This is a genomic window from Streptomyces humi, from assembly GCF_001005085.2.
Taxonomy (GTDB): Bacteria; Actinomycetota; Actinomycetes; order Streptomycetales; family Streptomycetaceae; genus Streptomyces; species Streptomyces humi.
The window spans coordinates 1-19,844 of the sequence record NZ_LBMU02000010.1 but is presented as its reverse complement, the minus strand read 5'-3'; the positions used below and the strand labels follow the sequence as shown (position 1 = coordinate 19,844).

Genomic DNA, 19,844 nt, shown 5'->3' with positions numbered 1-19,844 from the left:
AGGATGGCACGGGGACCGGGCGTGACCTCAGTGGTTTTCCGGCGGCAGGCCGTACCCGATGACGTCCAGGGTGCGGTCCAGGAGGGCGTCGAAGTCGCCCTCGTGGGCGTGCTCCGCCCAGTACATCGAGGTCTCCATCAGGCCTCCGACGAGGGACATCGCGTAGACCCGGACCTCCAGGCTCTGCGGGTCCCGGCCGGTGCGCTCGCCGATGGCCTGGCAGAGCATGCGGCCGGTGGCCGACATGCTCTCCATCATCCGGGAGCGCACCGCCGGGACCTCGACCATCAGCCGGGTTCGGAGCCGGGAGACCCGCAGGGGTTCCTTCATGCCCAGCTGGACCGCCCGGTGCATCACGTAGCGCAGGGAGTCCGGCCACGGCTCGTCGGCGGGCCGCGCCCGGAGCTCCTCCATGATCAGCGGGTCGTACTCGTCCGTGAGGACGATGTCCTCCTTGGTCGGGAAGTACCGGAAGACGGTCGACGGCGACACCTCGGCCCGCTCGGCGATCTGCTCGATCGTGGTGGCGTCGTACCCCTGCTCCTCCACCAGCGCGTACGTCGCGGAGCGGATCGCCTCGCGGGTCTTGATCTTCTTGCGCTCGCGGAGTCCGAGCCGGGGGTTGTCGGCGGGGGAGCAGGAGGTGTCTGGTGCCGTCATGGCGGTCATTCTCCGGCATCGACCGCGGTGGGGGCCACGGCCGGGGTGCCGTCCTCTTCGGTGCGGCGCGTGGTGGGTGTGTCGGGCAGCAGCGCGGCGGCCAGCAGCGCGGTCGCGAGCGCCGCGATCCCGCAGACCAGCAGGACCAGGCCCATGCCGTGCACGTAGGAGGCGTTCGCGGAGTCGGCCAGGCGGGCCGCGCCGGTCCGCGCGGCGACCAGGTGGGCGGCGACCACCGACTCGCCGGCGGTGTGGCCGAGCGGGGCGGGCAGACCGGTGACGTCCAGCCGGTCCCGGAAGACGCCGGCGAGCAGGCTGCCCAGCAGGGCGATGCCGATCGCGCCGCCGACCTGGCGCAGGGTCATCAGCAGTCCGGAGCCGCTGCCGGCCCGGTCCGCGGGGAGGGCGCCGAGCGCGCCGTCCATCGAGGGGACGACGGAGAAACCGAAGCCGAGGCCCGCTATGGACAGCCACAGCGCGGTGAAGCCGTACCCGTCGTGGACGGTCGTACGGCTGCCCAGGAGCGCGGCGAAGGCGAGGACGACCAGGCCCGCGGAGACCACGGCCCGTGACCCGAAGCGGGCCACGCAGGGCTGGGCGCCCCGGGCGGCGACCATCAGGCCGCCCATCATGGGCAGCATGCGCAGTCCGGTGCCGAAGGCGTCGTTGCCGAGGACCGCCTGGAGGTAGGGCGGCAGGACGAACATCAGGCCGGAGAGGACGAACATCACCAGTGTCGCCGCGGTCGCGTTCAGCAGGAAGCCGCGGTGGGTGAGCAGTTCCATGTCGAGCATGGGCCGCTCGACCTGGCGTTCCCGCAGTACCAGGCCCCCGACGAGGAGCACGGCGAGGCCGAGCAGGACGAGCACCAGCGGGTCGCCCCAGCCGCGGTCGGGGGCCTCGATGATGGCGTAGATCAGGGCGCCGAGGCCGGTCGCGGTGAGCACGGTGGACAGGACGTCGACCCGGGGGGAGGCGGGGTCGCTGGTCTCGGGGAGCAGGAAGACGCAGGCGGCGACGCCGATCGCGACCATCGGCACGTTGATCAGGAAGACCGAGCCCCACCAGAAGTGGTTGAGCAGCCAGCCGCCGATGATCGGGCCGAGCGGCAGGCCGAGCGCGGAGGCGGCCGAGACGACGCCGACGGCCCGGGTCCGCTCGGCGGGGCCGAACAGCGAGGGCAGCACCGACATCGCCAGCGGCATCACCAGGGCCGCGCCGACGCCCATCACCGTGCGGGCGGCGACCACCCAGTTCACGTCGTCGGCGAGGGCGCCCATGACGGAACCGGCGAGGAAGACCACGAGTCCGGTGACGAGCATCCGGCGGCGGCCGAAGCGGTCGCCGAGCAGGCCGGCCGGGAGCATCAGCGAGGCGAAGACGACGACGTACGCGTCGGCCATCCACTGCTGCTGGCTGGTGGTGGCGCCGAGCTGCCCGGCCATCGTCGGCAGTGCCACGTTGAGGATCGTCGTGTCGAAGCCGAGCACCAGCATGCTCGCGACCAGGGCGCCCAGCGCCCACCAGCGGCGGGGGTCCGGGGGTGTCTCACCAGCGTGAGTGACAGTAGCCATGAAATGAAAGTAACTCTCAAAATCTAGTTACTGTCAACAGGTAGGGAGTGTCAGGGCATGAAAAAGTGGCCACGGCTCGGGAGCCGTGGCCACGCGCGGGAGGTGGGGTGGAGCTACGAGTGCTGGTACGCCACCAGGGAGATGCCCACGTAGTGGACGACGAAGGCGGCCAGCGTGAGCGAGTGGAAGACCTCGTGGAAGCCGAAGTAGCGCGGTGACGGGTTCGGGCGCTTGATGCCGTAGATCACGCCGCCCGCGCTGTAGAGCAGGCCGCCGACGATGACCAGGACCAGGACGGCGATACCGCCGGTGCGCATGAAGTCGGGCAGGAAGAAGACGGCCGCCCAGCCCATCGCTATGTAGCAGGGCGTGTACAGCCAGCGCGGTGCGCCGACCCAGAACACCCGGAAGACGATGCCCGCGGCCGCCGCGCCCCAGATGCTCCACAGCAGCCACTGGCCCTTCGCCTCCGGCAGGAGCAGCAGGGTCAGGGGCGTATAGGTGCCCGCGATGATCAGGAAGATGTTGGCGTGGTCGAGTCTGCGCAGGATGCCGTCCATGCGCGGGCTCCAGTCGCCCCGGTGGTACAGCGCGCTGACGCCGAACAGCAGGCAGGCCGTCAGCACGTAGATCCCGCAGGCCACCCGGCCGCGCGGTGAGTCGGCGAGGGCGGTGAGGACGAGGCCCGCTATGAGTACGGCCGGGAACATGCCCAGGTGCAACCAGCCGCGCAGCTTGGGCTTGACCTGTTGCGAGAGGGAGGAGAGCGCGGCGGGACCGCGGCCGGCGGCCGGCGGGTCCGTGGGCGCGTCGGGGGCGGACGCAGTCATGGACCGCATCGTACCTACGGAACCGTAGGTTACGCGTCAGTCCCGGCCGGTGCGCTACCCGGAGTGGCCATCATCTCACGCGCCCCTCACGCGCGGCCGGGTGTGGGCAAAAAGATCTCCAGTTGAACTCCACGTGGACGCAAAGAAGCGCAGGAAAACACGGAAACCGTGGCCTTCCTCACGTCGCTCATCTGTGACTCCCTCTGGACAGATGGGAGATCGAGTCGGAGGATCAAATGAGTGCGGTCGGCACCGGATGAGCGGCTACGAAGCATCCGGGTCGCAGCCCCCACGGGGCAACAAGGCCTTCCAGCAAGGCCGAAAGATCAAAAATCCCTCATTTAGGAGCAATCGTGGCGCGCGACATCGCGGCTCCCACCGTCATCCCCACCAACCATCAGGAACTGATCTCGTGGGTCAACGAGATCGCCGAACTGACCCAGCCGGACAGCGTGGTCTGGTGTGACGGATCCGAGGCCGAGTACGAGCGACTGGCAGAGGAGCTCGTGGCGAAGGGCACCTTCAGGAAGCTCGACCCGATCAAGCGCCCCCACTCGTACTACGCGGCCTCCGACCCGACCGATGTCGCCCGGGTCGAGGACCGCACGTTCATCTGCTCCGAGCAGGAGAAGGACGCGGGCCCGACCAACCACTGGAAGGACCCCGCCGAGATGCGGGAGATCTTCTCCGGGGAGAAGGGCCTGTTCCGCGGCTCGATGAAGGGCCGGACGATGTACGTCGTCCCGTTCTGCATGGGCCCCCTCGGCTCCCCGCTCTCCGCGCTCGGCGTCGAGATCACCGACTCCGCGTACGTCGCCGTCTCCATGCGCACGATGACGCGCATGGGCCAGGCGGTCCTCGACGAACTCGGCGACGACGGCTTCTTCGTGAAGGCGGTGCACACCCTCGGTGCCCCGCTGGCCGACGGCCAGGCGGACGTCCCGTGGCCGTGCAACAGCACCAAGTACATCTCGCACTTCCCCGAGTCGCGCGAGATCTGGTCCTACGGCTCCGGCTACGGCGGCAACGCCCTGCTCGGCAAGAAGTGCTACGCCCTGCGCATCGCCTCCGTCATGGCGCGCGACGAGGGCTGGCTCGCCGAGCACATGCTGATCCTCAAACTCACCCCTCCCCAGGGCGAGTCCAAGTACGTCGCCGCGGCCTTCCCGAGCGCCTGTGGCAAGACCAACCTCGCGATGCTGGAGCCCACCGTCTCCGGCTGGACCGTCGAGACGATCGGCGACGACATCGCCTGGATGCGGTTCGGCGAGGACGGCCGCCTCTACGCGATCAACCCCGAGGCCGGCTTCTTCGGCGTCGCGCCCGGCACCGGTGAGCACACCAACGCCAACGCGATGAAGACGCTGTGGGGCAACGCCGTCTTCACCAACGTCGCGCTCACCGACGACGGCGACATCTGGTGGGAGGGCATGACGGAGGAACTGCCCGCCCACCTCACGGACTGGAAGGGCAACGACTGGACGCCGGAGTCCGGGACCCCGGCCGCCCACCCCAACGCCCGCTTCACCGTGCCCGCCGCGCAGTGCCCGATCATCGCGCCGGAGTGGGAGGACCCGAAGGGCGTGCCGATCTCGGCGATCCTGTTCGGCGGCCGGCGCGCCACCGCCGTACCGCTGGTCACCGAGTCCTTCGACTGGAACCACGGTGTCTTCCTGGGTGCCAACGTGGCCTCCGAGAAGACGGCCGCGGCCGAGGGCAAGGTCGGCGAACTGCGCCGCGACCCGTTCGCGATGCTGCCGTTCTGCGGCTACAACATGGGCGACTACATGGCCCACTGGATCGACGTGGCCAAGGGCAAGGACCAGGCCGGGCTGCCGAAGATCTACTACGTCAACTGGTTCCGCAAGAACGACCAGGGCAAGTTCGTCTGGCCCGGCTTCGGCGAGAACTCCCGTGTCCTGAAGTGGATCGTGGAGCGGCTGGACGGCAAGGCGGACGGTGTGGAGACGCCGATCGGCGTGCTGCCGACCCGGGACGCCCTCGACACCCGCGGGCTCGACCTCGACGACAGCGACCTCGATTTCCTGCTGACCGTCGACAAGGAGGTCTGGCGCGAGGAGGCCGCGCTGGTCCCGGACCACCTCGACACCTTCGGCGAGCACACGCCGAAGGAGCTGTGGGAGCAGTACCGGGCGCTGGTCGAGCGCCTGGGCTGACCCCCGACGAAGACTCCGCGGCCGGTTCCGGTGGTGTGCCCTGACCAGCGATCGTCACGACCGGCCGCGGTGTGAACCGGCGAGGCCGCGCACAACGGCGTGCGGGGCCTGCGGGCCTGCCGTCGCCTCTTCCCGTCCGCCCCGACGGGAGCCCGGCGACGGCAGGCCTTCGCCTGTGCGTGGCGCAGGCCTCACCCGCCGGGGTGGATTCCTGCGGCCGGTGAGCCCAAGAGCCCTCGTGGCGAGCTGACTCCCGGTCCGGCACCGGGACGCTGTCGCCCATGCTCACACCTCACGTTCGATCGATCACACCTGGTGTTCGATCGCTCACGGTCCGGGCCGGAACCGTGGCCGCCACCCTCCTGGCGCTCGTCCTGGCCCTGCCCGGCACCGCGGTCGCCGCCCCCGGCGACCTGGACACCGGCTTCGGCGGCAACGGCAGGGTCGTCACCGACTTCGGCGGCGACGACTCGGCGAACGACGTGGCGGTCCAGCCCGACGGCAAGATCGTCTCCGTCGGTTCCGCCGCCGACGACTCGGTACCCGAGAGCGACTTCGCGGTGACCCGGCACAACCCCGACGGCACCCTGGACACCGGTTTCGGCGGCGACGGCAAGGTCACCACCCCCGTCAACAACATGATCGCCGACGGCGACCTCCAGTGGAGCGAGGCCCACGCCGTGGCGCTCCAGCCCGACGGCAAGATCGTGGTGGCCGGCGGCAGCTGGCGGGGGTACGAGAACTGCTGCTGGTTCACGGTGGTCCGCTACAACGCGGACGGCACCCTGGACACGGGCTTCGGTGACGGCGACGGCCGGGTGTTCACCGACTTCGGCACCCCCGAGGAGGCCGCGGACGTGGCGGTGCAGCCCGACGGCAAGATCGTCGCCGCGGGCTATGTCGGCGGCCGGGCCGCGGTGGCCCGCTACAACCCCGACGGCAGCCCGGACACCGGTTTCAGCGGTGACGGCATGGTGACCACCAACCCCGCGGGCTCCACTCCGCAGGAGGGCGGGGACGCGCGCGCCCTGCTCCTGCAACCCGACGGCAGGATCGTGGTCGCGGGCGAGGTCGGCACCACCCGCTTCGACTTCGCGCTCATCCGCTACAACCCCGACGGCAGCCTCGACACGGGGTTCGGCAACGGCGGCATCCAGCGCACCGACTTCGGCGACTACGACTCCGCGGAGGCGCTCGCCCTCCAGCCCGACGGCAAGATCGTCGCGGCCGGCGGGGGCGGCGGCGGCTTCGCCCTGGCCCGCTACAACCCCGACGGCACCCTGGATCCGGGCTTCGACGGCAACGGCCTGGTCGTCACCCGCGGCGGCGCCGCCCAGGACGTCAGGCTCCAGAGCGACGGCCGGATCGTGGTCGCGGGCAGTGGCTCCGGCGGGTTCAACGTGCTGCGGTACAACCCCGACGGCAGCCTGGACGGCGGCTTCGGCGACAACGGCAGGACGACCACGAGCTTCGGCGGGAGCGACGTGGCGCACGGCGTGGCGCTCCAGTCCGACGGCCGGATCGTCGCCGTCGGCCAGGGCGGCCCGAATGGCGACTTCGCCCTCGTCCGCTACCTGGGCGGCGGTGGCACCGTGCCGCCGCCCCCGCCCAGCGCCGACCTGTCGGTCACCAAGGCCGGCCCGTCCTCCGTCACCCTCGGCGACCGGGCCACCTACACCGTTCGCGTGACCAACTCGGCCACCTCCACCGCCTCCGCCACCGGGGTCAGCCTGACCGACACCCTCTCCGGGACGGGCGCCACCCTGATCTCGGCCACGCCCTCCCAGGGCAGCTGCACCACCACCGCCACCGGCGCCACCTGCGCCCTGAACACGCTGGCCCCGGGCGCGAGCGCCACCGTCACGGTCGTCGCCGAACCCCGGACCGCCGGCACGCTGCGCAACACCGCCACGGCCGGCGGCACCCCGGCCGACCCGGTGACCGGGAACAACACCGCCACGGCCACCGGCACCGTCGTCAACTCCCGGGGCTGCACGATCATCGGCACCAGCGGGGCCGACCGCCTGAACGGCACCTTCGGCAACGACGTGATCTGCGGCCTGGGCGGCAACGACACCCTGCTCGGCAACGGTGGCACCGACACCGTCTACGGCGACTACGGCAACGACACCATCGACGGCGGCGCCGGCAACGACACCCTGTACGGCGGACCGGGCGACGACTCGGTGAGCGGCTCCGCGGGCAACGACCGGGTGGTCACCACCGACGGCGTCTCCGGCAACGACACCGCCAACGGCGGCCTGGGCACCGACACCTGCACCACCGACCCGGGCGACACCCGGATCAGCTGCCCCTGAGCGGCGCTCAGTTGCCCCGCTCCTCCAGATAGCGGGTGTGCGTCTCCTGGCGGCGGGCCTCGGTCTCCCCGAGGCCCGCCGCCAGCTGCTCGGCCTCCTCCTTCAGGACCGCCAACTGCCGTTCCAGGTGGCGTTCCGGGGGTTCCTGGCCCGGTGCCATCCGCGTCCACCACCGGGTCCTCACGAAGCTGTCGACCGCCTCCGGGATGTCCTGCCGTACCGCCCGGGAGAGCACGTGCACTCCCTCGGGGTCCTGGGCGAGCAGCTCGGCCGCCCAGCCCGGATCCAGCAACGCGGCCAGCAGGTCCCGCAGTTCGGTCAGCCGCCCGGCGGCCGCCGGGGGCAGGTCCACCTCCGCCAGATAGGCACCCAGCTGCTCGAAGTCACCCCGCACCTCGTTCAGTTGGGCCGAGGGTGTCGGGAAGTCCGGCGGCGCCGGACGCTCCGGCGGCGCGATCAGGGCACCCGCGCCGTACAGGCCGGCCACCACCACCGGCCAGTAGGGGCCCGCCACACCGGTGAAGGTCAGGACCAGGCCGAGGAGACCGCCCGCCGAACCGGTGAGGTTCTTGCGGGACTCCAGGTGGGCGAGGACCTTACTGGTAGCCACGGATCTCCTCGAAGGCGCCGTCCAGGGAGCCCTCCCGGCCGTCGAAGAGACGACCGCCGGTCAGGTCGGCGATGTGCTGGAGTTCGGCGCGTGAGGAGTCGCCGAAGAGGATGGGGAAGACGGGGATGTTCCGGCGGGCGGCGGACAGACCCCGGTAGAAGCCGTCGAACTCCGCGGCCTTCGCACCCGTGGTGTTCTCGCCGTCCGTCATCAGCACGATCGACGTGAACGTGTCCTCGCCGCTGCCGAGATGGTCGTACGCCTTCTCCAGCGAGGTGTAGATCGCCGTGTTGCCGTCGGCGTTCAGGGCCTCGGTGTCCTTGCGGATCGCGTTCAGGCCGGCCTTCGGGTCCGCCGGTTCCACGACGTGGGTGCTGACGCTCTTCACGGCCGAGCCGAACGGCATCAGGGTGACCTCCTCGCGGTCGCGGAAGTCGCCGGTGAGGGCGGTGAGGGCCTTCTTCAGCCGGTCCAGCCGGTCGCCGTCCATGGAGCCCGAGGTGTCCAGGACGTAGACCGTGCGGGACGGGCGGCGCAGTTCGTTCTCGTAGGCCGAGATCAGCCCGTCGGCCACCGACTTGCTGCCGGGGAAGGGGAGTTCGCGGCGGCGGGTGGTCTCGAGACCGGCGGCCGGCGGGACGGAGGCGACCACCGGCCGGCGGTGCGTGGTGTCGGTGATGAGCTTCTGCACGGCCGTCGTGCGCAGGTCCTCGGTGACCTTGCGGACGTCCTCGCGGGTGTCGGCGGAGGTGCCGGCGAGCGAGGAGAACGGGTAGTCGGCGGTGACCACGCCGTCGCTGGGCCGGATCACCGTGAGTCCCGGGATGCCCTTGAGGACGGACTCGTAGTTGAGCAGCGCGTCGACGTCGCCGCGCCGCCGGTAGGCGGAGGCCAGCCAGCCCGAGGAACCCGAGGTCAGCTTCTGGCCCTTGAAGAACTCCTTCAGCTGCGGGGTCGCCTTGGTCACGTCCGCGTCGGTGAGCGCCGACTGGGCGCCGGAGAGCGCGGAGGCCACCGAGATCAGCGTGGCGAAACCGGAGTTGGAGCGCGCCGGGTCCGTCATGCCGTAGGTCAGCCGGCCCGCCGTCACGGCCTGTTCGATCTGGGACCAGGTGACCGCGTCCGGCTTCCACCCGAGGGCCTTCACAGTGGCCGTCCGCACGCCGATCGCGACCGGGCTGGTCATGACCGAGGTCTCCGAGACGACCTTCCGCGCCGCCTCCGGGCGCAGCCTCAGGTAGTCGTCGGAGGACAGCCACAGCGCGTCGTACCTGCCGTCCGCCCTGCCCCGGGCGACCAGGTCGACGGCGTCCAGGGTGCCCATGTAGGTGGGGCGGACGGTGACCCCGGTGTCCTTCTGCACGCGGTCGAGGACGGCTGTCATGTCGCTGAGCTCTGAGGAGGCGAGGACCCGCAGGGTGCCGGGCTTCGGCGCCGTGGAGTCGTCGTCCTCGTCCGGCCCGGAGGTGCAGCCGGTCAGCATGACGGCGGTGGCCGCCGCGAGGGCGAGCAGCGTACGTCTGTTCATGCGAGGCCGCCCTCCAGCGCGCCCTTCGCGCGGCTGCGCTCCAGGTAGGCACCGGCCTGCTGGAGTTCGTCGGTGAGGGACCGCACGGTCTCGGACATCGCCTCGGTCGCCTGCACCTTGTAGGTGTCGATGGCGTCGAGGGTGCGGTAGATCTGCTGGAAGGCGGCGCGCAGTGTCTCGGCGCCGACGGCCGGGTCGGCGGCGATGCGCTGGATCTCCCCGCTCTGGCTCGCCAGCATCTCCGCGTTGCCCCGGATCAGCTCCTCGGTCGTCCCGCGCAACGCGTCGACCTGCTCGATGACCTTCTTCTGGTTGTCGAGCGCGGAGGCCAGCATCACCGAGATGCGCAGCGCGGACACGGTGGTGGTGGCGGCGCGTTCGACGCCCTTGATCAGCTCGTCGTTGTTGCGCCGTACGACGTCCATCGCGAGGTAGCCCTGCGCGGACACCGCGAGCTGGGTGAGCAGGTCCTGGTGCTTCTGCCGGACCGGGAAGAGCACGTCGGCGCGGAGCGCGTCGGCGTCCTGCGGGTCCTGGAGCCGGGCGAGGTGCTGCTCCACGGCGGTGTCCAGGGCCTGGGTGAGGACCACGTACTCCTGGAGCTTGCCCATGGTCTCCCAGAGACGCACCCGCTCGGTCCCCAACGCCGCGTTGTCCCGGCGGAGTTCGTCCTGACCGCCGCGCAGCGAGCCGACGATCCTGTTCAACGTGGACTGCGCGGAGGCGTACTTGGCGACATGGTCGCGGAGCCGGTTGCCGCCGGGCAGCCGGGAGAGGAACTTGCGGCCCTTGCCCGCGGGCAGGTCGCGCGGGTCCAGGTCCTCGACGACCCGGCGGAGTTCGACCAGCGAACCGGCCACCTTGGCCTGGGCGTCGCCGCCCTTGTCGGGGAGGCTGCGGACGGCGCGCTCCAGCATCCGGTTGGACTGTGCGGCGGCGGTGCGCATCTCGCCCGCGCCGAGGCCGGTGATCTCACCTACCTTGACCGCGAACTCCGGTGACCGCGCGTCGAGGGCGGCGAGGCCGCGGACGTACTCGGCGGCCTTGTCCGTCATGTCGGCGCGGACGCCGTCGTCGACCGGCACCAGGCCGCCGGCCCGTTCCCGGGGCACTGGTGCCACCGCCTCCGGCGGGGTCAGCGTGAAGACGTCCTCGCCGCTGAGGGTGGGCGGGTGCGCGCCGCCGCTCGGTGTCATCTTGTCGAAGTTGCTCACAGGGTCCCCCCGTCAGCCGCGCGCCCGGCGGGCCATCTCGTGCAGCACCGCGGAGGTGGGCACGGGCGCCTGCCGGACGCCGGTCAGTGTCTGGTTGAGATAGGCGGCGCGGTCGGCGGTGGCCTGGACGAACTCCGCGGAGTCGCCCTGGGGCCGGAAGCCGTGCCGGACCGCGAGCTTGCGCAGGGCCGGATCGGTGCTGAGGAGGTCGCCGAGCTGCCGTCCGGCGTCGTCCAGGGGCACGATCGTGTGGTCGCTGTTGACCGTGGTGTCGGGGTAGAGGACCACGAGGTCGTCGGCGCCGTGCTGTTCGGCGAGGAGCGAGACGACCTGCGACTCGTACAGGAACACCAGCGGGTTGCCGGCACCGCTGATGAAGTCCCGGAACACCGAGTCGCTGCTGGGCTGCTGGGCGCCCTGCACACTGACGATCTTGTGCAGCAGCGGTGCGGTCCGTGCGATGTCGGCGTCGCTCGCCACGACCCGGCCGCCGTTGGCGACGTAGGAGGCGGCGGCGAGGTAGAGCGCACCGGAGTTGGAGGTCTCCGGGTCGGTGCTGGTGACGTACAGCGTCCCGGTCAGCTCCCCGTGCGCCTTGGCCCCCTTCAGCTGCTGCCAGGTGCGGTCGTGCCGGGCGGCGTCCAGGTAGCCGGCCATCCTCAGGGTGCCCTTGCCCTTGCCGTCGAGCACGGCGAGCCCGTTGGCGGCCAGCACCTGGGCCGCGCTGCGGTGGGCGACGACCACGAGGGGCGAGTAGAAGGGCCGGGGGAGGGGCTGGCGGGCGTGGTACTTCGCGGCCAGCGCGTCGGCGGGCGCGGAGCTGGACGGGAAGGCGAAGTCGTAGCCCTTCAGGTCCAGTCCGTCCATGGCCCAGGACCCCGACGCCTCCGTCTTCACGGTGTAGCCCTTGGCGGCGAGGGCCTTCACCACATCGGGATCGGCGAAGAAGTCCGACTTCTCCGAACCGATCACACCGCGCACGGTCTTCGTTGCCGTGCCCTTGTCATCCCCGTGTCGGCCTGCGACGACGGCAGCCACCACGCCGCCGATCAGCAGTACCGCGAGGACGATTCCTGCGATTCGTCTCACGCGGGGGAGCGTGCTCGCGGAACCCCACGTTCCTGGGCGTCCAGGGTGAACGGGGGGTGAATCGGACGTCCCGGATTACAACGGGGGGACGAAGGCCGCTCAGGAGTGCAACGGGCGGGTCCGGGGGCGGGGTTGTGGCAACCCGGTCCGCGCGTCGCTGCGGGTGCGCGCGGACCGGGGCCGTTCCTGGGAAGGGGCGGGTCAGCCCGTCGTGGTGAGTTCCGTCGCCGCCGCGTGGGCGTCCATGCGCTCAGCCGCGAGGATCGCCGCCGCGGTGTCCGCCCGGGAGGCGGCGACCACCAGGGCGCGGCCCGCCAGCGCGTGGGCGCGTTCGTGGAGCGTGGCCGGCTGCTGGACCGTCGTCAGCGAGGCGCGGACCGGAGTGCGTCCGCCCCGCAGCCGGGTCACCTGTTCGGCCAGCCGGGTCGCGGCGGCGTCGAGGTCGGTGGACGGCGTGAGGGTGCGCAGCTCGTCGGTGACGGCGAGCAGCGCCGCGAGGTGCCCGGCGAGCTGGATGTCCAGCTCCTCCTCGCGCGTGCGGTGGGGGAAGTCCGAGGGCGTGCCGGCCATCGTGCTGTGGACCGACTTGCTGCGGATCGGCTCATACATGGGAGATGGCCTCCTGTGCTCTGGCAGGAAACCATCCTAGCTTAGATCTCGTCTAAAGTTGACCCGGTTCACGGACGGTGGCCCGGCGGCTACCAGCGGCTGCGCCCGCTCGCGGCTACGGCTGGCCGTACCCGTCCAGGAACCGGCCGATCCGGGTGATCGCGTCCCGCAGGTCGCCGACCGTCGGCAGGGTCACCACCCGGAAGTGGTCCGGCTCCGGCCAGTTGAAGCCGCTGCCCTGGACGACCATGATCTTCTCCTGCCGCAGCAGGTCCAGGACCATCTGCCGGTCGTCCTTGATCTTGAACACCTGCGGGTCGAGGCGCGGGAACAGGTACAGGGCGCCCTTGGGGCGGACGCAGGTGACGCCCGGGATCTGGGTGAGCAGGTCGTAGGCGAGGTCCACCTGCTCCTTCAGCCGCCCGCCCGGCAGGACGAGGTCGTTGATGGTCTGCCGGCCGCTGAGCGCGGCGACCACTCCGTGCTGGCCCGGCATGTTGGCGCACAGCCGCATGTTCGCGAGGATCGTCAGACCCTCGATGTAGGAGTCGGCGTGCGCGCGGGGCCCGGAGACGGACATCCAGCCGACCCGGTAACCGGCCACCCGGTACGCCTTGGACATGCCGTTGAAGGTGAGCGTGAGCAGGTCGGGGGCGACGGAGGCGGTCGGCGTGTGGGTGGCGCCGTCGTAGAGGATCTTGTCGTAGATCTCGTCGGAGCAGACGAGCAGGTTGTGCCGGCGGGCGATGTCGGTCAGGCCCCTCAGCATCGCCTCGTCGTACACCGCGCCCGTCGGGTTGTTCGGGTTGATGATGACGATCGCCTTGGTGCGGTCGGTGACCTTGCGTTCGATGTCGGCGAGGTCGGGCATCCAGTCCGCCTGCTCGTCGCAGCGGTAGTGCACGGCCGTACCGCCGGAGAGCGAGACCGCCGCGGTCCACAGCGGGTAGTCCGGCGCCGGTACGAGCACCTCGTCGCCGTCGTCGAGCAGGCCCTGCATCGCCATCACGATCAGCTCGGAGACGCCGTTGCCGATGAAGACGTGCTCGACGTCGGTCTCGATCCCGATGGTCTGGTTGTGCATGACGACCGCGCGGCGGGCGGCCAGCAGGCCCTTCGCGTCGCCGTAGCCGTGTGCCGTGGAGACGTTGCGGAGGATGTCCTCCAGGATCTCCGGCGGGCACTCGAAGCCGAAGGCCGCCGGGTTCCCGGTGTTCAGCTTGAGGATGCGGTGCCCCGCCGCCTCGAGCCGCATCGCCTCCTCGAGAACCGGGCCCCGGATCTCGTAACAGACATTGGCGAGCTTGGTCGACTGGATCACCTGCATGCCGGTGAGCTTACGGCCCGGTAACGCCCGCCGTGCCGTGTTTCCCACCACGTGAGACACGGACGAGGGATACCTGGGACGGTTCCGGGCCCAGGTGATTTGGCCTGTTATCGCCGGTAGCTGTCTCAAAGGCCCTTCCTCTCCCTACAATCCGCGTCCATGCCGAGACCTGCCGAGGACGACGAGACCGGGGCGCCGAGCGTCTACCAGACCCAGGCCGGACCGGCCCCGGAGTACGAGGAGTACCGGGACCCGGCGTCCGCGCACGGCTGGCTCAACGCCTACGACGAGACGCGCGAACTGCCCCGGATCGCCCCCGCCGCGGCACCGGGGGCACCTCCGGCGGCGCCGGGCCGGGCCGAGCGGCGCCGGGCGGCGGCCGGCCGCCGCCCGCGGAACAGGGTGGCGGCCGCCGGGGCGATCGGCGCCGCTTCCGTGGCCGCGCTGCTCGCCGGAGTCGCCTGGACCTCGTCGTCCGACGGCGCGCAGGGTGAGCGGAACCACACGGAGCGCGCGACGGCCGACGCGTCCGCGCCCGCGGAGGGTGCGACCCCGGGCGGTACGTCCGCCGCGCCGTCGCCGGAGTCGGCCGTGCCCGCCGCGGTGCCGCCGTCGGCCCGCACGGCCACGTCGGCGGCCGCGACCGCCACGGCCTCCGCCCCGTCGGCGACCACCGCCGCGCCGGGTGCCACCTCGAACACCACCCCGAGCCGTGCCGCGAGCTCCACGCCCGCACCGACGGTCACCGGCGCCACGCCCACCGGGTCCGCCGGCTACGGGGGGCACGGCTGGGGCCACGGCAGGGGCGGCGGCCACTCCCGCTAGGGCCTGTCCGACCATTCCCGTCGTCCGCCCGGAGGGTGGGCGCCGCGGAGCGGGCGGGAATTGCCGGACAGGCCCCAGTCCCCGGCCGCCGGAAGCGCGGGCCGCTGTCACGGGCGGAAATCGGCCATGGCCGTTCCGGAAACAACTCCTTGCCCTCGCGTGCGCTTGTGCTGAGAATGTGCATGACAAAACAGCGGGTGACCGGAAGATCTCCGGTCACCTCGTCATATAGAGGGGACCCCCACATGAACAAGCCTCTCGTCGCCGCGCTCGCCTCCCTGGCCATCACCGGGATCGGCACGGCACCGGCGGTCGCCGCACCACAGGCCAAGGCGGCCGCGGCGGTGACCGTCAACTTCGCCGGCACCGTCTCGCTCAGCAACTGCTCCGGCTCCGTCATCCGCTTCCCGAACTCCGCGGACACCGACCCGGCGCTGGTCCTCACCAACGGCCACTGCCTGGAGACCGGCTTCCCGGACCCCGGCGAGGTCATCACCGGCCAGTCCTCCAGCCGTACCTTCGGCCTGCTGAACTCCTCCGGTACCCGCGTCGCCACCCTCCGCGCCAACCAGGTCGTCTACTCGACGATGACCGACACCGACGTCACGATCTACCGCACCACCACGACGTACGCGGCCATCAAGAGCTCCTACGGCATCAGCCCGCTCACCGTCAGCGCCACCCACCCCGTCGCCGGCACCGCCATCAAGGTCGTCTCCGGCTACTGGAAGACGATCTACAGCTGCAACATCGACGGGTTCGTGTACCGGCTGAAGGAGGGCGACTGGACCTGGAAGGACTCGGTCCGCTACACCTCCGCGTGCGACACGATCGGGGGGACCTCGGGCTCGCCGGTGATCGACACCACCACGGGGCAGGTGGTCGCAGTCAACAACACCGGCAACGAGGACGGGGAGCGGTGCACCGTCGACAACCCGTGCGAGGTCGACGAGAGCGGGAACGTGACGGTGCGGCAGGGGATCAACTACGCCGAGGAGACGTACAACATCCCGGCGTGCTTCACGACGGGGAACGTGCTGAACCTCGGCGCGAGCGCGTGCACGTTGCCGAAGCCGTAGGGGTCGTCTTTCGGGTGCGGGTGCGGGTGCGTGCGGGCTGGTCGCGCAGTTCCTCGTGCCCCTAAAGGGGTGTTCCGCGTACCGACCGTCCGGCGAGTACCTCTGTTCTCCGGCCGTCCTCGATCACGAAGCGGCCGTCGATCAGGACGTGCGGGATGCCGGTCGGCAGGGTGCGGGGGTTCTCGAACGTCGCGCCCGCCGCCACCGTATCCGGGTCGAAGAGGACGAGGTCGGCGCGGTGGCCCTCGCGGATCAGGCCGCGGTCCGGCAGGCGTAGCCGGGCCGCGGGGCGTGAGGTGAGGTGGGCCACACACTCCTCCAGGGAGAGGATGCCCAACTCCCGTACGTAGTGGCCGAGGTAGTGCGGGAACGTGCCGTAGGCCCGAGGGTGGGGCTTGGTGCCGTGCAGGATGCCGTCCGAGCCGCCCGTGTGGACCGGGTGGCGCATGATCGTGCGGACGTTCTCCTCGTGGCCGACGTGCTGGAGGATCGAGGTGGCCAGCCGGTCCGTCAGCAGCAGGTGGCGGGCCGTCGCCCACGGGGTCTCGCCGCGTAGCCGCGCCGACTCCGCCACCGTGCGGCCGGTGAACTCCGCCAGCGCGGGATCGGCGACGCCCGAGATCTCGATCGTGTCCCACTCGACGGGGACGCCGTGGCAGCCGTCGGAGCCGACCGCCTCCAAGTGGTGGCGGACGCGTTCGGACGTGTCGTCGTCCGCCAGCCGGGCCAGGGCCGCCGCCGGGCCGCCCTCGTTCGACCAGCTCGGCAGGATCGCCGCGAGGGTCGTGCTGCCGGGGGTGTACGGGTAGGTGTCGAGGGTGATGTCGGCGCCCGCGGCGAGGGCCTCGTCGAGGAGGGACAGCAGCTCCGGTGCCCGGCCCTCGTTCACGCCGAAGTTCATGGTGGCGTGGGCCAGGTGCAGCGGGCAGCCCGCCTCCCTCGCCAGGGCCACCATCTCCGCGTAGGCGTCGAGGGCGCCCGCGCCGTACGAGCGGTGGTGCGGGCAGTAGTAGCCGCCGTGCTCCGCCACCACCCGGCACAGCTCGGTCAGTTCGGCGTCCGGGGCGTACATGCCGGGGGTGTAGGTGAGCCCGGAGGACAGGCCCACCGCGCCCTGCTCCAGGCCCTCCGCGACCAGACGGCGCATCCGGTCCAGCTCGGCGGGGGTCGCCGCGCGGTCCTCCCAGCCGACGACGAGCGCGCGGACCGTGCCCTGGGGGACCAGGTAGGCCGCGTTCACCGCGATGCCCCGGTCGAGACGGTCCAGGTACTCGCCGACCGACCGCCAGTCGAAGTCGATGTCGTCGCCGAGACCGTTCCAGCCGGCGATCGCCCGGCGGACCTCCGCCAGGGTGCGGTCGTCCACCGGCGCGTACGACAGCCCGTCCTGGCCGAGCACCTCGAGGGTCACCCCCTGCGCGGCCTTGGCGCTGTGGTCGGGGTCGCGCAGCAGCGCCAGGTCGCTGTGCGCGTGCATGTCCACGAAACCGGGGGAGAGGGCCAGGCCCTCGGCGTCCAGTTCGCGCATGGCGCGGGGGCGTTGGCAGCCGGCCGCCGCGGCCTCCTTGACGATGGCGACGATCCGGCCCGCGTCCACCACCACGTCCGCGCGGTAGGAGGGTTCGCCGCTGCCGTCGACGACGTCCGCGTCCCGGATGACCAGATCCTCCACGACCCCTCCTAGAAGAACGTACGGATGTGGTCGACGACCGTCCCGTCCGCCTCGGCGACCGGGATCAGCTGCCACTTGTCGAACGACGTGCAGGGGTGGGACAGGCCGAGCCCGATCCAGTCCCCGACCGCCAGGTCCGCCCCGGGAGCGGTCTCCAGCCAGGTGTGCTGGTCGGACAGGCCGGTCACGGTGATGCCCGTCGCCGGACGCCGCACACCCTCCCGGCGGACCACCTGGGCGAACGGCAGGTGGAGGTCGTAGGCCGCGTCCCGCTTGCCCGCGTTGGCGAAGGCCTGTCCGGGGGAGGGGCGGGAGACGACCTGCGCCCAGAGCCGGAACGCCGGCTCCAGGGCACCCTCCTCGGGGACGCGGTTGAAAGGGGTCAGCTCGCGGTAGTGGCCGTCGTCGTGCGAGACGTACGCGCCCGAGCGGAGCAACTTCAGCACCGGCAGCGAGAGTTCGGGGATCTCCGCGAAGACGTCCGCCACCGCGTCGAACCACGCGCTGCCGCCCGCGCTGACCACGATCTCCGAGCCGCCGGTGAACCGGCCCGCCTTGTCGAGGTCGACGGCGAGCGCGACCAGCCGGCGCAGGTACGCGCGCACCCGGTCCGGGTCCGGCCGCGGGACCTCGCCCTCGTACCCGGCCACGCCGACCAGCCGCAGCGTCCGCGTCCCGGCCACCGCCTCGGCGACCGCCGCGCCCTCGGCCTCCGTGCGCACGCCGGTACGGGCGCCCTCCCCGGCCGCCAGTTCGACGACCACCTCCACCGGCCGCGGGCTGCCGCGCAGGGCCGCGTCCATCAGCTCGACCCCGCGCACCGAGTCGACGTAGCAGACGAGGCGGAACTCCTCGTCCCGGGCCAGCTCGGCGGCGATCCAGCGGAGCGACGGCGCGTCCACCAGCTCGTTGGCGAGGAAGACACGGCGGGTGCCGAACGCCCGTGCCACCCGTACCTGGTGCGGCACCGCGAGGGTGATGCCCCACGCCCCGCGCTCGATCTGGCGCCGGAAGAGCTGGGGCGCCATGGAGGTCTTGCCGTGCGGGGCGAAGGCGAGCCCGTGCCGTGCCGTGTACGACTCCATGAGCGCGAGGTTGTGCTCCAGGCGCTCGGCGGAGAGCGTCAGCACCGGCGTCGTGAAGCCGTCGGTGAAGAGGTTGCGGCGCTGGGCGGTCAGCTCGCCGACGGTGAGGCCCTCGGCGTCCGGCGGGAGGCCCTTGAAGCGGTGGTCGACACGCTCCTCCGCGAGCCGGGCCAGCGCTTCGGTGCCGGTGTCGAGGGACACGGAGCCTCCCTGATCAGAGTGGTTGCGTTCTCTGCAACGTTCATTGCGTATATCGCTTACGGCTGTCTAACATCCACGCCAATGCCGGGTCAATGGAGCCCGCAGCGACCCGAGACCACGAGGAGCCCTTCCCATCGTGAAGGCCACGGACGCCGTTGACGCCCCGGACACGGTGGATGTCGTCGCCCTCGGCGAATCCATGGTCACGTTCCTGCCCGGCCGGCCGGGACGGCTCGCGGACGTGCCCTCCTTCGACCGCGCCATCGGCGGCGCCGAGTCCAACGTGGCCTGCGGGCTGGCCGCCGCCGGGCACACCGTGCGGTGGGTGAGCCGGGTCGGGGCGGACGGGTTCGGCGACCACCTGGTGGAGACGGTCGCGTCGTACGGCGTCGACGTCTCGTGCGTGGGCCGGGACGCCGTACGCCCGACGGGGGTGTACTTCCGCACGGCGGGGGACCGGGCGACGGACGCGCACGAGGTGGCCTACTACCGGGCGGGGTCGGCGGCCTCCGCGATGTCGGTGGAGACGGTGGACCTGGGCGCGGTGCGCGCGGGGCGGGTGCTGCACCTGTCGGGGATCACGGCCGCGCTGTCCGAGGGCTGCCTGGGGCTGCTGCGCGAACTGACGGCTGCCGGCGGGGCACGGCCGCTGGTGTCGTTCGACGTCAACCACCGGCCGAGTCTGTGGACCGGCTCCGACGGCGCGCGGGTGCTGCTGGAGCTGGCGCGTCGGGCCGACATCGTCTTCGTCGGGGAGGACGAGGCGGAGCAGGCGTGGGGGGTGAGCGGCGGACCGGAGGCCATTCGTGAGCTGCTGCCGGAGCCGGCGGTGCTGGTGGTGAAGGACGGCGCGAAGGGGGCGACGGCGTTTCAGCGGGGTGGCCCGGGGGGTTCTTCGGCCGCGGGCGCGTGGGGGCCGCTCGCGCAGTTCCTCCCCCAGCCTTCGGCCGGGGGCATCCCCAGCGCCCTTGTGGGCCGCTGCCCAGCCGCGTCCCATCAAGCCCCCCAGCCGCGGACAGGCGTGCCGCAGGGCGGCACGGGTGGGC

General features: G+C 71.7%; 16 protein-coding genes. 5 read left to right on the top strand and 11 right to left on the bottom strand.

The window, feature by feature from the left end; all coding sequences use genetic code 11:
* Positions 1-27: 27 nt before the first annotated feature.
* The 3 genes from AAW13_RS02760 to trhA all read right to left on the bottom strand — a co-directional run bounded on the left by AAW13_RS02760 (position 28) and on the right by trhA (position 3,064).
* Positions 28-669 carry a TetR/AcrR family transcriptional regulator gene (locus AAW13_RS02760; protein WP_046733622.1) on the bottom strand — a complete coding sequence of 214 codons (642 nt, stop codon included), beginning with the start codon at positions 667-669 and terminating at the stop codon, positions 28-30.
* Positions 666-2,234, bottom strand: a complete 1,569-nt coding sequence (locus AAW13_RS02755; protein ID WP_046733623.1) for an MFS transporter — start codon at positions 2,232-2,234, stop codon at positions 666-668. Before AAW13_RS02755 ends, AAW13_RS02760 begins: the two co-directional genes overlap by 4 nt.
* A 113-nt stretch (positions 2,235-2,347) precedes the next feature.
* Positions 2,348-3,064 (bottom strand): PAQR family membrane homeostasis protein TrhA, encoded by a 717-nt coding sequence (gene trhA / locus AAW13_RS02750; RefSeq protein ID WP_046733624.1) that lies wholly within the window; start codon positions 3,062-3,064, stop codon positions 2,348-2,350.
* A 353-nt stretch (positions 3,065-3,417) separates the two neighbouring features.
* On the opposite strand from trhA, the gene AAW13_RS02745 reads away from it, so the two are divergent.
* On the top strand, positions 3,418-5,241 hold the full coding sequence (locus tag AAW13_RS02745) for a phosphoenolpyruvate carboxykinase (GTP) (RefSeq protein WP_046733625.1): 1,824 nt from the start codon (positions 3,418-3,420) through the stop codon (positions 5,239-5,241).
* Between the two features lie 347 nt (positions 5,242-5,588).
* Positions 5,589-7,559, top strand: a complete 1,971-nt coding sequence (locus tag AAW13_RS02740) for a calcium-binding protein (RefSeq protein ID WP_240528515.1) — start codon at positions 5,589-5,591, stop codon at positions 7,557-7,559.
* Between the two features lie 7 nt (positions 7,560-7,566).
* On the opposite strand, the gene AAW13_RS02735 is transcribed toward AAW13_RS02740, so the two are convergent.
* The 6 genes from AAW13_RS02735 to AAW13_RS02710 form a co-directional block, all read right to left on the bottom strand.
* On the bottom strand, positions 7,567-8,169 hold the full coding sequence (locus tag AAW13_RS02735) for a PepSY domain-containing protein (protein WP_046733627.1): 603 nt from the start codon (positions 8,167-8,169) through the stop codon (positions 7,567-7,569).
* Entirely contained in the window at positions 8,156-9,697 is a 1,542-nt protein-coding gene (locus tag AAW13_RS02730) for a substrate-binding and vWA domain-containing protein (RefSeq protein ID WP_046733628.1), read from the bottom strand. The genes AAW13_RS02735 and AAW13_RS02730 overlap by 14 nt, the downstream gene beginning before the upstream one ends.
* A complete protein-coding gene (locus AAW13_RS02725; RefSeq protein ID WP_046733634.1) occupies positions 9,694-10,893 on the bottom strand; it encodes a toxic anion resistance protein in 1,200 nt (399 codons plus the stop codon). Before AAW13_RS02725 ends, AAW13_RS02730 begins: the two co-directional genes overlap by 4 nt.
* 30 nt (positions 10,894-10,923) lie before the next feature.
* Positions 10,924-12,000 carry a substrate-binding domain-containing protein gene (locus tag AAW13_RS02720; protein WP_046733629.1) on the bottom strand — a complete coding sequence of 359 codons (1,077 nt, stop codon included), beginning with the start codon at positions 11,998-12,000 and terminating at the stop codon, positions 10,924-10,926.
* A 201-nt stretch (positions 12,001-12,201) separates the two neighbouring features.
* Complete coding sequence (locus AAW13_RS02715) at positions 12,202-12,609, bottom strand: SCO4983 family protein (RefSeq protein ID WP_046733630.1); 408 nt, start codon at positions 12,607-12,609, stop codon at positions 12,202-12,204.
* Between the two features lie 115 nt (positions 12,610-12,724).
* Positions 12,725-13,936, bottom strand: a complete 1,212-nt coding sequence (locus tag AAW13_RS02710; RefSeq protein WP_046733631.1) for a pyridoxal phosphate-dependent aminotransferase — start codon at positions 13,934-13,936, stop codon at positions 12,725-12,727.
* A 159-nt stretch (positions 13,937-14,095) separates the two neighbouring features.
* On the opposite strand from AAW13_RS02710, the gene AAW13_RS02705 reads away from it, so the two are divergent.
* On the top strand, positions 14,096-14,761 hold the full coding sequence (locus AAW13_RS02705; RefSeq protein WP_071659402.1) for a hypothetical protein: 666 nt from the start codon (positions 14,096-14,098) through the stop codon (positions 14,759-14,761).
* A 245-nt stretch (positions 14,762-15,006) separates the two neighbouring features.
* Entirely contained in the window at positions 15,007-15,840 is an 834-nt protein-coding gene (locus AAW13_RS02700) for a trypsin-like serine peptidase (RefSeq protein ID WP_046734711.1), read from the top strand.
* A gap of 61 nt (positions 15,841-15,901) precedes the next feature.
* Here AAW13_RS02700 and AAW13_RS02695 read toward each other — a convergent pair whose 3' ends face one another.
* Both AAW13_RS02695 and AAW13_RS02690 read right to left on the bottom strand, forming a co-directional pair.
* Positions 15,902-17,512 carry an N-acyl-D-amino-acid deacylase family protein gene (locus tag AAW13_RS02695; RefSeq protein WP_046734712.1) on the bottom strand — a complete coding sequence of 537 codons (1,611 nt, stop codon included), beginning with the start codon at positions 17,510-17,512 and terminating at the stop codon, positions 15,902-15,904.
* An 8-nt stretch (positions 17,513-17,520) separates the two neighbouring features.
* Positions 17,521-18,798, bottom strand: coding sequence for an amino acid deaminase (locus AAW13_RS02690; protein WP_046734713.1), 1,278 nt, complete (start codon positions 18,796-18,798; stop codon positions 17,521-17,523).
* 199 nt (positions 18,799-18,997) lie between these two features.
* On the opposite strand from AAW13_RS02690, the gene AAW13_RS02685 reads away from it, so the two are divergent.
* Positions 18,998-19,844: sugar kinase (locus AAW13_RS02685; RefSeq protein ID WP_240528521.1), on the top strand; the 847-nt coding region annotated here is incomplete at its 3' end.

Excerpts from the sequence above, each read along its gene's own strand:
- trhA (WP_046733624.1), bottom strand. The coding sequence starts at position 3,064 with ATGACTGCGTCCGCCCCCGACGCGCCCACGGACCCGCCGGCCGCCGGC.
- AAW13_RS02760 (WP_046733622.1), bottom strand. The coding sequence starts at position 669 with ATGACCGCCATGACGGCACCAGACACCTCCTGCTCCCCCGCCGACAAC.
- AAW13_RS02710 (WP_046733631.1), bottom strand. The coding sequence starts at position 13,936 with ATGCAGGTGATCCAGTCGACCAAGCTCGCCAATGTCTGTTACGAGATC.
- AAW13_RS02705 (WP_071659402.1), top strand. The coding sequence starts at position 14,096 with ATGCCGAGACCTGCCGAGGACGACGAGACCGGGGCGCCGAGCGTCTAC.
- AAW13_RS02755 (WP_046733623.1), bottom strand. The coding sequence starts at position 2,234 with ATGGCTACTGTCACTCACGCTGGTGAGACACCCCCGGACCCCCGCCGC.
- AAW13_RS02730 (WP_046733628.1), bottom strand. The coding sequence starts at position 9,697 with ATGAACAGACGTACGCTGCTCGCCCTCGCGGCGGCCACCGCCGTCATG.
- AAW13_RS02700 (WP_046734711.1), top strand. The coding sequence starts at position 15,007 with ATGAACAAGCCTCTCGTCGCCGCGCTCGCCTCCCTGGCCATCACCGGG.
- AAW13_RS02715 (WP_046733630.1), bottom strand. The coding sequence starts at position 12,609 with ATGTATGAGCCGATCCGCAGCAAGTCGGTCCACAGCACGATGGCCGGC.
- AAW13_RS02725 (WP_046733634.1), bottom strand. The coding sequence starts at position 10,893 with ATGACACCGAGCGGCGGCGCGCACCCGCCCACCCTCAGCGGCGAGGAC.